We start from the raw sequence: 12364 nt of genomic DNA, 5'->3' as shown, positions 1-12364 counted from the left end.
GGCGGTGGCGGGGCAGGGGCTCGCGCGCACGGTGACGTTCGGCGCGTCGCCGGGCGTCGGCGGCGGCGTGGATGTCGCGCTCGAGGTCAACGGCAATGCGCGCTCGCGCGATCTCGTGGCGGCGCGTTTCGTCGACGGTGGCGGGCGCGTGACCGCGGCTCGCGATGGCCGCTATGACGTGGGACAACTGGGCGGCGTGCTGTCGCTCTCGGCGCAGCGCGCCGACGTGGACACGCGTGTCACGGTGGTCGTCAGCTACGAGTAAGCCGCGAGGTCCGTGGCGCCTGCCAGCCGCTGTCGAAAAAAAATAAAAACAGGCTGTCATAACCGGCGGCGCGGTTCGACCAACGTGCAGATTCCTTGTGGAGCACGTCATGTCGACCGCGCGCAGCCGTTCAACGCTTCGATATTGGGTTTTATCTTTCGCGCCAGTTTTCGCGCTGGCGATCTTCCTTTTCAGCGCTGGCGCCTGCAGCACTCGCGCCTACGCAGCCGCTGCCGCCTGCGCGGCGCACAGTCCCGCGCATCGCGTGGCGCTCGTCGAGTTGTACAGCAGCGAAGGCTGCAATAGCTGTCCGCCCGCCGACCGCTGGCTCGGTCAATGGAAAAGCGGCGCGGCCGCGCAGGGCATCGTGCCGCTCGCGCTGCATGTCGATTACTGGAACAGCCTCGGCTGGACCGACCGCTTTGCCCAGCCTCGCTTCACCGAACGTCAGCAGACGCTGACGAAGCTCGCGGGCGCTCACACGGTCTATACGCCGGAAGTGTTCGTCGCGGGTCACGAACTGCGCGACTGGTCGCGGCGCGACAGCTTCGCGAGCCGCATCGACCGGCTCGTCGCCGAACCGGCGCAGGCGAGCATCGCGCTTGCGTTGACGCCGCGCATGCCCGGCGCGTTCGATGTCGATGCGCAATTTCGCAGCGCGGCCGCGTCCGCTGCCGGTCCGTTGAGCGCCTATCTCGCGGTCTACGAAAACTCGCTGATGTCGCAGGTCGGCGCCGGCGAAAACCGCGGCGCGACGCTGCATCACGAGCGGGTCGTGCGGCAGTGGCTCGGTCCCATACCGCTCGTCGCGGGCCATGCGCGGATCAGGCAGGACATCCGCATCGAGGACGCGCCGGCCGATGCTGGCACCAACGCCAACGCCAACGCCAACGCCAACGCCAACGCCAACGACCGCTTCGGCGTGGTCGCCTTCGTCGAGAACGACGCGACCGGTGACGTGCTGCAAGCCACCGAACTGGCCGCCTGCCATTGAACACCATCCAGCCACCACTCCGGATTGCCCCATCCGCCTCAGGAGAGCCCCATGTCCACGCCCCACACCTTGCGCGACAGCGCGCCCCCCGCGACGCCGAACCGGCACCGCGCGATCCATCCGCTGTGGGTGCGCGTCACGCACTGGCTCAACGCGCTCGCGGCCATCGTGATGATGCTGTCGGGCTGGCGCATTTACGACGCCTCGCCGATTTTCCCGGCCTTCAGCTTTCCGACCGCGATCACGCTCGGCGGCTGGCTCGGCGGCGCGCTGCAATGGCACTTCGCGGCGATGTGGCTGCTCGTGTTCAACGGACTCGTCTATCTCGCGCTGAATCTCGCGAGCGGCCGCCTCGTGCGCAAGTTTCTGCCGCTGACGCCGCGCGCGGTGCTGCGCGACTTCGTCGCCGCCTTGCGCGGCCGGCTCTCGCATGCCGATCTGCGCGACTACAACGCGGTGCAGAAGCTCGCCTATCTGTTCGCGATCGTCGATCTGATCGTGCTGGTGCTGTCGGGGCTCGCGATCTGGAAGTCGGTGCAGTTTCCGCTGCTGCGCGAGCTGATGGGCGGCTATGACAACGCGCGCATCGTCCATTTCACGGCGATGTCGCTGCTGGCCGCGTTCCTCGCCGTGCATCTGGCGATGGTGGCGCTCGTGCCGCGCTCGCTGCTCGCGATGCTGCGCGGCCGCTGAGCCGCATGCAAGCGCAGGCTCCCGGACAACCCGCAATGACATACCCGACACACCCGAACCACAGCATGCACAACGTTACGGATGGCGAATCATGACCAAGCCCGATGATCGATCCACGCAACGCGGCCTCCAGCGGCTGGACCGCGCCTCGATCCTGCTCGATGCGAAGCGCGAGCTCGCGATGCCGTCGCGGCGTCTGTTCGGCAAGCAGTTGCTGACGCTCGGCGGTTTGTCGATGCTGACCGGCTGCTCGCTGACCGACGACGCCTCGGTCAACCGCTTCCTCACCGCCGTCTCGCGCCTGAACGACCGCGCGCAGGCCGCGCTGTTCGATCCGCGGCAACTCGCGCCGACCTACACCGAGGCGCAGATCACGCGGCCGTTTCCGTTCAACGCGTTCTACGGCATCGACGACGTGCCGCACGTGGACGGCGCCGACTACCGCCTCAAGGTGAGCGGCCTCGTCACCGGCCAGCGCGTCTGGACCCTGCCCGAGCTGTATGCGTTGCCGCATACCGAGCAGATCACGCGGCATATCTGCGTGGAAGGATGGAGCGCGATCGGCCGCTGGGGCGGCACGCCGTTCGGCGATTTTCTGCGGCGCATCGGCGCGGATACGAGCGCGAAATACGTCGGCTTCAAATGCGCGGACGACTACTACGAAAGCATCGACATGGCGACCGCGCTGCATCCGCAAACGCTGCTGACGTTCTCGTACGACGGCGAGCAACTGCCCGCGAAGTACGGCTACCCGATGAAGCTGCGCATGCCGACCAAGCTCGGCTACAAGAATCCGAAACACATCGTCGAGATGTTCGTCACCAACACCTACCCTGGCGGCTACTGGGTCGACCAGGGCTACAACTGGTTCGGAGGCTCCTGACGCACGCGTCGGCGGCTTCGGAAATACGCCGGCCCGCGCCGGTTTCGCTTGATTTACCCCCACCCACTGACAAACGGAGTTATCCCATGAAAAAGTTCGCAATCGCAACGATCACGCTCGCCATGCTGGCGGGCAGCGGCGCCGCCTTCGCTCAGGCGAGCGGGGCGATGTCCCACGATTCGATGTCGAAGGACGCGATGTCGAAAGATTCGATGTCCAAAGACAGCATGTCGAAGGACAGCATGAAAAAAGACGCCATGAAACACGACGCAATGAAGAAGGATGGCGGCGCGATGGGCATGAAGCACGAGGCGTCGGGCGCGATGGCCAACTGAGGTCCCGGGCGCGCCTGACCCGTGCCGGCGGTCCCGGCGCGGCAGGCGAAAAAAGCCGGTAAAAAGCAGCCAAAAAAGCAGCAAGAAAGCCGGGTTGATGCGCCCGGCTTTTTTCTGTTGTAACGATGCCAAAAAGTTACGATTCTCCCGAGCGATGCAGTGTGCGCTTACTGCATAATGCGGTGCGCGCCGCATTCGGCGCGTGCCGGCCGCGGCGCTTGCAGCGTCGCCGCGGATCGCGGCCCCATTGGGCACATTGGCGCTATCGGCCCACGGGCCGCGGGGGCCATCCGCATCGCTTTTCCGCTCCATCGACATGTCCGCCAGCTTCGCCCGTCAGACCGCATCGCCGATGCGGCGTCCGCCGTCCCGCACGAGGGAGGGCAGCGCAGGCGCGAGGCTTTTCCCGTGGATACGCTCGACGATGCAGGCGGGCTGAACGCATGTCGTCGCCCCGTTCCGTTTTTTCTCCGCGTCACTGGCCGATCCGTGCGCCGCGCTCGCACAATGGCCAGATCGCGCTCGCACTCGCCGTCGTCTATCTCGTGTGGGGCTCGACCTACCTCGCCGTGCACGTCTCGCTCGGCTCGTTTCCGCCGCTCCTGCTCTCCGGCTTGCGCAACCTGTTCGCCGGCCTCGGCCTGTTCGTGCTCGCGGTGCGCCGCAAGCCGATTCCGCCGAGCTTCGCTGAAATCCGCAACGCCGGGCTCGTCGGCACGATGCTCGTCGGTTTGTCGAGCGGCATGCTTGCCTACGGGATGCGCACCGTCGGCACCGGCACCGCGGCCGTGATGGTCGCCACCGTGCCGCTCTTCGCGAGCGTGATCGCGGCGCTCGCGGGCCGCAAGATCGGCCGCGGCGAATGGTTCGCGGTTGCGCTCGGGCTCGTCGGCATTGCGATTCTGAGCCACGGCGACACCACGCCCGGTTCGGCCGGCGGCAGTCTCGCGATTCTGTGCGGCGCGCTGTTCTGGGCCGGCGGCGCGCATCTGGCCGGGCAACTGAAGCTGCCCTCGGACCTGTTTCTCTCGACCGCGCTGCAGATCGGCCTCGGTGGCGCGGTTTCGACGCTGGTCGCGTGGATCTCGGGCGAGCGCATGCTCGAACTGCATGTGCTGTCGCTGCTCGCGTTTCTCTATCTGATGCTGATCGGCACGATGGCCGCGTACGTCGCGTACGGTTTCCTGATTCGCCATACGAGCCCGATCATCGCAAGCAGCTGCATGTACGTGAATCCGGTCGTGGCGGTCGCGCTCGGTGCGTTGCTGCTTGGCGAGCCGGTCACGCGCTACACGGTGGTCGCGACGATCGTGATTCTCGTGAGCGTCGGCTTGTCGTTCTGGTTCGATTACCGGAAGAAGGGGCGCGCGTGAGGTGTGGGACGGGGTTCACGTTCACGCGAGCGTGCTTGACGTAAATTCCGTGCAATGCGCCGCGCATGTCTTTGCGTGTGGCGTGCGTTGCGGGTGGGGAGCATAGGGCGGTGGAGCACGGCGGTGGGGTACGACCGCGGGGTATGACCGCGGGTCTGACCGTAGAGTCAGCGGTGGCGCACAGCACACCCGATCGCCATACGCCCCTCGGCCTTCGAGTTGCCTCACCACCCTCAAAGCCGCGCCGCCAGTTCCGCACCCTCGCGGATCGCGCGTTTCGCATCGAGCTCGGTCGCGAGCTTCGCGCCGCCAATCACGTGATAACGCGGCCTACCGTCGCTCGTGCCGCCGGGCGTCGACGGCAGCAACTCGCGCAACGATTCCTGCCCCGCGCACACGACAATCGTCTCGACCTCGAGCCACTCGTCGGCACCCGCGCGCGCGATCTTCAGACCGAGCGCGCCGATCTCGCGATACTCGACGCCGTCGAGCATCTGCACGCCGTTTCTGGCGAGCGTCGCGCGATGCACCCAGCCCGAGGTCTTGCCGAGTCCCGCGCCGAGCTTGCCGGCCTTGCGCTGCAGCAGCCAGATCTGCCGCGCCGGTTGTGGCGCGGACGGCGGCTTGAGCCCGCCGCGCTCGCGCACCGCGAGATCGACGCCCCATTCGTCGAGCCACGCATCGCGCGGTATCGGCAAGGGCTCGCCCGCGCGATGCAGCAGGAATTCGCTGACGTCGAAGCCGATGCCGCCCGCGCCGATCACCGCGACGCGCGCGCCGACCGGCGCCCCGCCCAGCACGTCCACGTAGGACAGCACATTGGGCCCGTCGATGCCGGCGATCGACGGCCGCCGCGGCACGATGCCGGTCGCGACGATCACGTCGTCGTAAGCGCCGGCGGCGAGCAGCGCGGCATCGGCGCGCGTGCTGAGCCGCACCTCGACGCAATGCCGCTGCAACTGGCTCTGGAAATAGCGGATCGTCTCGCTGAACTCTTCCTTGCCCGGCACGCGCATCGCAAGGTTGAACTGGCCGCCGAGCCTGTCGCTCGCTTCGAACAGCGTCACGCGATGGCCGCGCGAAGCCGCCACCGTCGCCGCCGACAAACCGGCCGGCCCCGCGCCGACCACCGCGATCGAACGCGCGGTCTGCGGACTTGCGAGCGGCCGGTAGAGCAGTTCGGTTTCGCGTCCCGCGCGCGGATTCACGAGACAGCTCGCGCGCTGATTCCTGAACGTGTGATCGAGGCAGGCCTGATTGCAGGCGATGCAGACATTGATTTCGTGCGCGCGGTTTTCGGCAGTCTTCAGCACGAACTCGGGGTCGGCGAGCAGCGGCCGCGCCATCGACACCAGATCGGCCGAGCCGTCGGCCAGCAGCGTCTCGGCGACCTCGGGCGTATTGATGCGGTTCGACGCGATCACCGGCACGTTGACGGCGGCCTTCAGGCGCGCGGAGAGCGAGGCGAAGGCCGCGCGCGGCACCGAGGTCACGATGGTCGGCACGCGTGCCTCGTGCCAGCCGATACCGGTATTGAAGATCGTCACGCCGGCCGCTTCGAGCGCCCGCGCGACCTGCACGGTTTCGTCCCACGTATTGCCGCCTTCGACGAGATCGATCAGCGACAGCCGGTACACGACGATAAAGCGCTCGCCGCACACCGCGCGCACGCGTTCGACGATCTCGCGCGCGAGCCGTATGCGGTTCTCGATGCTACCGCCGTACCGGTCGGTACGCCGGTTCGTGCGCGGGCAGAGGAACTGGTTCAGCAGATAGCCTTCGCTGCCCATGATCTCGATGCCGTCGTAGCCCGCGCGTTGCGCGAGCCGTGCGCAGCGCGCGTAATCGCGCACGGTCTTCGCGATGCCGGCGAGGCTGAGCGCGCGCGGCTTGAACTTCGAGATCGGCGACTTCAGCGCGGACGCCGAGACCACGAACGGCTGGTAGCCATAGCGGCCCGCGTGCAGGATCTGCAGCGCGATCTTGCCGCCCTCGGCATGCACGGCCTCGGTCACGAGCCGATGATTGCGCAGATCGAATACCGAGTTGAGCGTGCCGCCGAACGGCAGCAGCCAGCCCTCGCGATTCGGCGAAATGCCGCCCGTGATGATGAGCCCGACGCCGCCTTTGGCGCGCTCGCGGAAATACGCGGCGAGTTGCGGGTAATGCCAGAAGCGGTCTTCCATGCCGGTATGCATCGAACCCATCACGACGCGATTGCGCAGGCGCGTGAAGCCCAGGTCGAGTTCGGCGAGCAGGTGGGGGTAAGGCATGCGGGGACCGTGTAAGTAGGGGAGCCGCTCGCACGATACACCGCGCGCCGGGCCAGGCCGCCGAGGAAAAATTCTAAATTCCGCGAGGCATGAAAAAGCCCGCCGCGGTTTCCCGCGGCGGGCTCATCCTGACCCTGCCCGAACCTCCATTTATGGGTTCTTTTACTTGTTCTGTTCCGCGGAGTTCGTAATGGCGTTGCCGCCCTTCGAAATGTCTTCGCCGGCGCCCGCCACCGTGTTGCAACCGCTGGCAAGCATCGCCGTTCCGGCAAGCACAAGCAAAGCGATCAGTCGAGTCATGAAAGTTCTCCTTGTCGAGAATGCATCGGTTGATGTCGGCCGACCGGCGCCATGCCGGTCGAACAGGTTTCGATCCGGTCCCGAATCAGTCTCGAACCGGCCTCGCACCAGCCATGACTGCATGGTAAGAAAAGGGCGGAGCGCGCGCTGTCGGTCGCGCGGCGATTTTGTTGTAGGCGGGCTCCGGTGTTTGCGTCGGCGTCGTCCTACAGCGGGGCACGCCTCATGCCGCGGGGCCTTGCCCGACGAGGCTTGGCGACGTGGGCGGCGCGGCGGCCGGCGTGGCTGGGGTGGCCGACCCGGGCGCGGCCACTGCCGCCGATTGCGGCAGATCGACCGACGGCGTCGCCGTGCTGACGCTCGGCATCACCACGTCGATCTCGGTGCCGCCCGGCGTGCCGCGCCGGATGTCGAAGCGTCCGCCATGCGCGGCGACGCGCTGCCGCATGCCGAGCAGGCCGTGCGTATGCGTGCGTGTCAGGTCGGCCGGCATGATGCCCACGCCGTTGTCGCCGATATGCAGCGCGACCTGGCCGTCGTCGACCCGCAAGGCGATCGATACCTTCGAGGCCCGCGCGTACTTCGCCGCATTCGTCAGCGACTCCTGCGCGACGCGAAAGAGCGCGATCTCGGTCTGCTCGTCGAGCTGGACGTCGTCGGCGGGCAGGTGCAGGTCGAGCGTCCAGTTGTTGCGCTGCGCGGCTTCGTCGGCGAGCGTGCGCAGCGCCGTGACGAGCCCGAAATTGGCGAGCACCGTGGGCCGCATGTCCTCGATGATGCGCCGCTTCAGCGCGATGCCCTGGTCGAGATTGGCGAGCGCGCGCCTGAGCTTGTCGGCGAGATCGGGTTCGCTGTCTTCGAGCTTGCGGCGCGCCCATGCGACGTCCATCCGGCACGCGGTCAGAATCGCACCGAGTTCGTCGTGCAGTTCGCGCGCGAGCTGCGTCTTTTCGTTTTCGCTGACCGCCTGCAGGTGCCAGCCGAGCGCTTCGAGCTGACGCGTGCGCTCGTTGACGAGCTGGTCGAGTTCTTCCTGCTGCGTAATCAGTTGACGCTGCGCGCGCGTCTGCCGGTCGATCTGGATGCCGAGATCGCGAAACAGCAGGATGAACAGCACGATGTTCAGCGCCGAGAGACCCGCCGCGCACAGCGTCGAGAGCCGCTGATCGGCGCGGCTCGCGGCGAGCGCATGCTGCGCGCGGCGCTCCTCGTCGTCGCGCAGCAGCGCGAGCGTGCTGTCGATCAGCGACGCGCCGGCGGGATTCAGCCTGGCTGCCGGCCCGCAGGCGCCAAGATCGAGCCGATGCGGCGCCGCCTGTTGCAGCGCAGTTGCGCCCGCACCGATGCGCGCATCGATCAGCGCGACGATCTGCGTGAAACTCGCAAGCTCGGCGCTGTCGGCGCGGCTGTCGCGATAGAAGCGCTCCAGTTGCCGCGTGTTCTCGCGGATGCGCGCGGCGCTCGCGCAAAAGGCCTCGGCGGAAGCCATGTCCTGCGTCAGCAGAAAATGATTCTGCTGCGCGGCGAGCCGCGACAGTTCGCTCGCGAGCGTGCTCAACCGCACGGTGACGTCGCGTGCTTCGAGCGCGGTTTCATACTCGGCCGCGATGCGCTGGCGTGCGGTTTCGAGAATCACGAGACCGCCCACCGTGATGACGATCGCAACCGTCATCGCGATGGCCCAGCTGCGCTTGCGCATCCAGTCGGCGAGCCGCGCCGTGACGCGAGGGCGGCTCAGTTCCGGCGCGTTCTGTGCGTTCTGCACGTTCGACACATTCGGCTCCTCGGATCGGGATCGGCTTCAACAGCGACTTCGATATCGGCCTCGATATCGCACTCGCCCGGCGGCGCAGCGCGGCTCGCGTAACGCGGACGTAAGCCGATGTAAGCGGATTCTCACACGAAAAACGGCGAGCGTCGGAGTGCGCCTGCGCGCACCGCCCGATACGATGGACCCGACCATTCGCTCAACGTTTCGTTTCAGGAGGGAGCCATCATGTTGAAGTGGGCGCTGTTCTTTGCCGTCGTGGCCGTGATCGCCGGTCTTCTCGGATTTACCGGTATCGCGGCCGGCGCGGCGGCCATCGCGAAGTTCCTGTTCTTCGTGTTCGTCGTGCTGTGCGTGGTGTTCCTCGTGCTCGGCTTCGTGATAACGAAAAAGATAGTCGACTAGCGCGGCGGGCGAGCGATTTGCTTCGCAGACCCAACGTCGATACAAGGGAGAACCGTCATGCTTCACTATGCCATCGTCTTCTTCGTGATTGCGATCATCGCCGCAGTGTTCGGCTTTACCGGCATCGCGGCGGGTGCGGCCGAGATCGCGAAGATTCTGTTCTACATCTTTCTGGTCGTATTCGTGGTCACTTTGCTGCTCGGCGTGTTCCGAACGTAGCCGAAGCGGGCGCGGTTCGTGCTCAATTCGTACGTGACGTGCCATTTCCCCACAACAGTCCAAGGAGAAATTCGATGACGAAACAATCCGCCGCCCAGAGCGGGGCTGCCCAGTCCGACGGTCCGTTCGTGATGGACCTGCAGAAGATTCGCGACGACGCGCGCAAGCACATCTCGGACGGTCCGGTCACCGCGACCTACGGTGCCGATCGCAAGATCGTGCTCAAGCTGCTCAACGATGCGCTTGCGACCGAAATCGTTTGCACGCTGCGCTACAAGCGCCATCATTTCATGGCGAAGGGCATCAATTCGGAAGCGGTGGCGGTCGAGTTCGCCGAGCATGCGGCCGAGGAGCAGGAACACGCGGACCGCATCGCCGAGCGTATCGTGCAGCTCGGCGGCGAACCCGATTTCGCGCCGGACGGCCTGAAGAAGCGCGCGCATTCGGAGTACAAGGAGGGCGCGAGCCTGACCGACATGATTCGCGAGAACCTGATTGCCGAGCGCATCGCGATCGATACGTATCGCGAGATCGTGCGCTATCTCGGCGAGAAGGACGTGACCACGCGCCGTCTGCTGGAGGAAATCCTCGCGGTCGAGGAAGAGCATGCCGACGATATGGCCGATCTGCTCGAGGGACGCGATTAGCGGATAGTGTGGATGGGCAGCTTCGATGGCTGCAACAAGGGCGCGCGGGTGGGCCGGGTCGCGTGAGTTAGCATGAATTCGCGCGATCCGGCGCGAGGGATGCAAGGCGGTGAGGTGCATGAACCCGTCCGCGTATTTCGGCCAGGCCACGTGCCTGGTCATTACAATGTCCGTTTCGGAGCGATCTCCTTTGCACGGACACCCAACCGATGATTCGAGTGCTGATAGCTGACGATCATGCGATCGTTCGAGGCGGTTTCAGACAGTTCGTCGCCGACGAGCCGGATATGTGCGTGGCCGCCGAGGCCGCCACTGGCGAGGAAGCCATCAATCTCGTGCGCGAGCAGGCATTCGACGTGGTGCTGCTCGACATCGCGATGCCCGACAAGAACGGCATCGACACCTTGCGCGTGATCCGGCAGGTGCGCCCCGAGCAGGGCGTGCTGATTCTTTCCGGCTACCCCGAGAGCCAGTATGCGATCAATCTGCTGCGCGCCGGCGCGAACGGTTATCTGAACAAGGACTGCGAGCCCGAGGAGATCGTGCGGGCGATCCGCTCGGTCGCGCGCGGACATCGTTACCTGTCCGAAGCGGTTGCCGATACGCTCGCCGACAATCTCGACAAGCCCGCCGCGGGGCGGCCGCACGAAGCGCTGTCGGAGCGCGAATTCCAGATCTTCTGCAAGCTCGCGGCCGGACGCTTGCCGACCGAGATCGCCGAGGAATTGCATCTGTCCGTGAAAACCGTGAGCACGTATCGCGCGCGCGTGCTGGAGAAGATGCGGCTCGCGAACAACGCGGACCTCACGTATTACGCGATCAAGAACGGTTTGATCGAATGAGGGACGATCGAGACATGCCGATGAACCGCGAACCGAAGTCCGTTGCCGAGCCCGCCCGCCGCGCGCCGCTGCGCGTGCTGCTGATCGAGGATTCGCCGCTGATCCGCCGCAGCCTCGTGGAGGCGATCGATTCGTCCGGTCTGCTGCGGGTGGCCGCTTACGCCGATGCCGCCGATCAGGCGATCGCGCTGCTCGGCGACGAAACCTTCGACGCGGTGATTATCGATCTGCAACTGAAGCAGGGCTCGGGCGTGCCGGTGCTCGCATACCTGCAGCGCGAGGGGCTGATCGATGCGATGTTCGCCGCGGTGCTGACCAATCACGCGCTGCCTGCGTATCGCGCGCGCTGCGAGCAGTACGGCGTGCGCCACTTTTACGACAAATCGTTCGAGTTCGACCGCGTGCTCGATGCGTTGCAGGAGTATGCGTTGGGGCGCGGCGATCCGCGCACGGCCGGGCGATGAGCGATGGAACCCCGGCAAAACCTGACGAACCGAATGGGCCTCCATGTTCGAGCAATACCTGAAGCGCTGGAATCTGACGATCGATGGCGATCCGTTTACCTCGCGCAGCGGCAACCTGCTCCCGGTCCGTCAATACGGGGTGGCCGCCATCCTCAAGCTGTCGTCCGAGGCCGAGGAACGGGCGGGCAGCCGCCTGATGGTGTGGTGGGGCGGCGAGGGCGCGGCGCCGGTGCTGGCTCACGACGGTGAAGCCTTGCTGATGGCGCGTGCGCAAGGTTCCGCTTCGCTCGTGCAAATGGTCGAACAGGGCCGCGATGACGACGCCACGCGCATCTTATGCGCAACGGTCTCGCAGTTGCATCGGCCGCGCGCCGCGCCGCTTCACACGCCGCTTCCCGCGCTGGTTCCGTTGACGCAATGGTTCGATGCGCTGTTGTGCGCGGGCCCCGCGCATGGTGGGATTGTCGGGCTCTGCGCCCAGACCGCGCGCGAACTGCTGGCGGCACCGCGCGACGTCACGGTTCTGCACGGCGATATTCACCACGGCAATGTGCTCGACTTCGGACCGTCCGGCTGGCTCGCGATCGATCCCAAAGGTTTGTACGGCGAGCGCGCGTTCGACTATGCCAACCTCTTCTGCAACCCCGACGGCGAGAGCGCATTGGCACCGGGCATCTTCCGGCGCCGTATCGAGTTGGTTGCCGATGTCGCCGGTATCGAGCCGCGGCGACTTCTGCAGTGGGTGCTTGCGTGGACGGGTTTATCGACGGTCTGGATGCTCGAAGACGGCGAAGATGGCGACGATGCAGGCAGCAGACTCGAAATAGGCAAGCTCGCGGCAGCCGCGCTCGGCATCGTCGAGTGAATCTTCAGATATAAACGAGTGTGCATTTCACGGAGCCA

General features: G+C 66.0%; 14 protein-coding genes and 1 pseudogene. 12 read left to right on the top strand and 3 right to left on the bottom strand.

Annotation, left to right across the window (positions count from 1 at the left end; translation table 11 throughout):
• From GXB81_RS09525 to GXB81_RS09500, 6 genes and pseudogenes are all read left to right on the top strand, one after another.
• Window positions 1-265 (top strand): annotated as a pseudogene (locus GXB81_RS09525) (hypothetical protein); the annotation flags it as partial.
• A 109-nt stretch (window positions 266-374) separates the two neighbouring features.
• Entirely contained in the window at window positions 375-1259 is an 885-nt protein-coding gene (locus GXB81_RS09520) for a DUF1223 domain-containing protein (RefSeq protein ID WP_205988978.1), read from the top strand.
• A 51-nt stretch (window positions 1260-1310) separates the two neighbouring features.
• Complete coding sequence (locus GXB81_RS09515) at window positions 1311-1952, top strand: cytochrome b/b6 domain-containing protein (protein WP_167283249.1); 642 nt, start codon at window positions 1311-1313, stop codon at window positions 1950-1952.
• Between the two features lie 91 nt (window positions 1953-2043).
• Window positions 2044-2835 carry a molybdopterin-dependent oxidoreductase gene (locus tag GXB81_RS09510; RefSeq protein WP_205988977.1) on the top strand — a complete coding sequence of 264 codons (792 nt, stop codon included), beginning with the start codon at window positions 2044-2046 and terminating at the stop codon, window positions 2833-2835.
• Between the two features lie 86 nt (window positions 2836-2921).
• Entirely contained in the window at window positions 2922-3170 is a 249-nt protein-coding gene (locus GXB81_RS09505; RefSeq protein ID WP_205988976.1) for a pentapeptide MXKDX repeat protein, read from the top strand.
• 443 nt (window positions 3171-3613) lie between these two features.
• Entirely contained in the window at window positions 3614-4543 is a 930-nt protein-coding gene (locus tag GXB81_RS09500) for an EamA family transporter (RefSeq protein ID WP_205988975.1), read from the top strand.
• A 233-nt stretch (window positions 4544-4776) separates the two neighbouring features.
• Here GXB81_RS09500 and GXB81_RS09495 read toward each other — a convergent pair whose 3' ends face one another.
• The 3 genes from GXB81_RS09495 to GXB81_RS09485 all read right to left on the bottom strand — a co-directional run bounded on the left by GXB81_RS09495 (window position 4777) and on the right by GXB81_RS09485 (window position 8815).
• Window positions 4777-6816, bottom strand: coding sequence for an NADPH-dependent 2,4-dienoyl-CoA reductase (locus tag GXB81_RS09495; protein ID WP_205988974.1), 2040 nt, complete (start codon window positions 6814-6816; stop codon window positions 4777-4779).
• Between the two features lie 162 nt (window positions 6817-6978).
• Window positions 6979-7116 carry an entericidin A/B family lipoprotein gene (locus GXB81_RS09490; protein ID WP_167043424.1) on the bottom strand — a complete coding sequence of 46 codons (138 nt, stop codon included), beginning with the start codon at window positions 7114-7116 and terminating at the stop codon, window positions 6979-6981.
• Between the two features lie 223 nt (window positions 7117-7339).
• Entirely contained in the window at window positions 7340-8815 is a 1476-nt protein-coding gene (locus tag GXB81_RS09485) for a sensor histidine kinase (protein WP_205988980.1), read from the bottom strand.
• A 297-nt stretch (window positions 8816-9112) separates the two neighbouring features.
• Here GXB81_RS09485 and GXB81_RS09480 point away from each other — a divergent pair, with 297 nt between their 5' ends.
• From GXB81_RS09480 to GXB81_RS09455, 6 genes are all read left to right on the top strand, one after another.
• Window positions 9113-9289 (top strand): DUF1328 family protein, encoded by a 177-nt coding sequence (locus GXB81_RS09480; protein ID WP_167043422.1) that lies wholly within the window; start codon window positions 9113-9115, stop codon window positions 9287-9289.
• Window positions 9290-9346: 57 nt separating this feature from the next.
• On the top strand, window positions 9347-9508 hold the full coding sequence (locus GXB81_RS09475; RefSeq protein WP_006052455.1) for a DUF1328 family protein: 162 nt from the start codon (window positions 9347-9349) through the stop codon (window positions 9506-9508).
• A gap of 74 nt (window positions 9509-9582) precedes the next feature.
• Window positions 9583-10155: a ferritin-like domain-containing protein gene (locus GXB81_RS09470; protein ID WP_167283246.1), complete on the top strand. Its 573-nt coding sequence runs from the start codon at window positions 9583-9585 to the stop codon at window positions 10153-10155.
• Window positions 10156-10364: 209 nt separating this feature from the next.
• Window positions 10365-10997, top strand: a complete 633-nt coding sequence (locus GXB81_RS09465; RefSeq protein ID WP_205988973.1) for a response regulator transcription factor — start codon at window positions 10365-10367, stop codon at window positions 10995-10997.
• A 14-nt stretch (window positions 10998-11011) separates the two neighbouring features.
• The gene (locus GXB81_RS09460; RefSeq protein WP_205299260.1) at window positions 11012-11461 is read left to right on the top strand and encodes a response regulator; all 450 of its coding nucleotides are present in this window, start codon (window positions 11012-11014) and stop codon (window positions 11459-11461) included.
• Window positions 11462-11504: 43 nt separating this feature from the next.
• Window positions 11505-12326, top strand: a complete 822-nt coding sequence (locus GXB81_RS09455; RefSeq protein ID WP_167043414.1) for an aminoglycoside phosphotransferase family protein — start codon at window positions 11505-11507, stop codon at window positions 12324-12326.
• Window positions 12327-12364 lie beyond the last annotated feature (38 nt).

Origin of the sequence: Paraburkholderia sp. Ac-20336 (assembly GCF_017105025.1) — a bacterium.
Lineage (GTDB): Bacteria > Pseudomonadota > Gammaproteobacteria > Burkholderiales > Burkholderiaceae > Paraburkholderia.
Note: the sequence above shows the minus strand (reverse complement) of the source record. Positions and strands in the feature narration are given on the sequence as shown.

Excerpts from the sequence above, each read along its gene's own strand:
- GXB81_RS09460 (WP_205299260.1), top strand. The coding sequence starts at position 11,012 with ATGCCGATGAACCGCGAACCGAAGTCCGTTGCCGAGCCCGCCCGCCGC.
- GXB81_RS09515 (WP_167283249.1), top strand. The coding sequence starts at position 1,311 with ATGTCCACGCCCCACACCTTGCGCGACAGCGCGCCCCCCGCGACGCCG.
- GXB81_RS09505 (WP_205988976.1), top strand. The coding sequence starts at position 2,922 with ATGAAAAAGTTCGCAATCGCAACGATCACGCTCGCCATGCTGGCGGGC.
- GXB81_RS09475 (WP_006052455.1), top strand. The coding sequence starts at position 9,347 with ATGCTTCACTATGCCATCGTCTTCTTCGTGATTGCGATCATCGCCGCA.
- GXB81_RS09520 (WP_205988978.1), top strand. The coding sequence starts at position 375 with ATGTCGACCGCGCGCAGCCGTTCAACGCTTCGATATTGGGTTTTATCT.
- GXB81_RS09455 (WP_167043414.1), top strand. The coding sequence starts at position 11,505 with ATGTTCGAGCAATACCTGAAGCGCTGGAATCTGACGATCGATGGCGAT.
- GXB81_RS09495 (WP_205988974.1), bottom strand. The coding sequence starts at position 6,816 with ATGCCTTACCCCCACCTGCTCGCCGAACTCGACCTGGGCTTCACGCGC.
- GXB81_RS09470 (WP_167283246.1), top strand. The coding sequence starts at position 9,583 with ATGACGAAACAATCCGCCGCCCAGAGCGGGGCTGCCCAGTCCGACGGT.
- GXB81_RS09485 (WP_205988980.1), bottom strand. The coding sequence starts at position 8,815 with ATGCGCAAGCGCAGCTGGGCCATCGCGATGACGGTTGCGATCGTCATC.
- GXB81_RS09500 (WP_205988975.1), top strand. The coding sequence starts at position 3,614 with ATGTCGTCGCCCCGTTCCGTTTTTTCTCCGCGTCACTGGCCGATCCGT.
- GXB81_RS09510 (WP_205988977.1), top strand. The coding sequence starts at position 2,044 with ATGACCAAGCCCGATGATCGATCCACGCAACGCGGCCTCCAGCGGCTG.
- GXB81_RS09465 (WP_205988973.1), top strand. The coding sequence starts at position 10,365 with ATGATTCGAGTGCTGATAGCTGACGATCATGCGATCGTTCGAGGCGGT.
- GXB81_RS09490 (WP_167043424.1), bottom strand. The coding sequence starts at position 7,116 with ATGACTCGACTGATCGCTTTGCTTGTGCTTGCCGGAACGGCGATGCTT.
- GXB81_RS09480 (WP_167043422.1), top strand. The coding sequence starts at position 9,113 with ATGTTGAAGTGGGCGCTGTTCTTTGCCGTCGTGGCCGTGATCGCCGGT.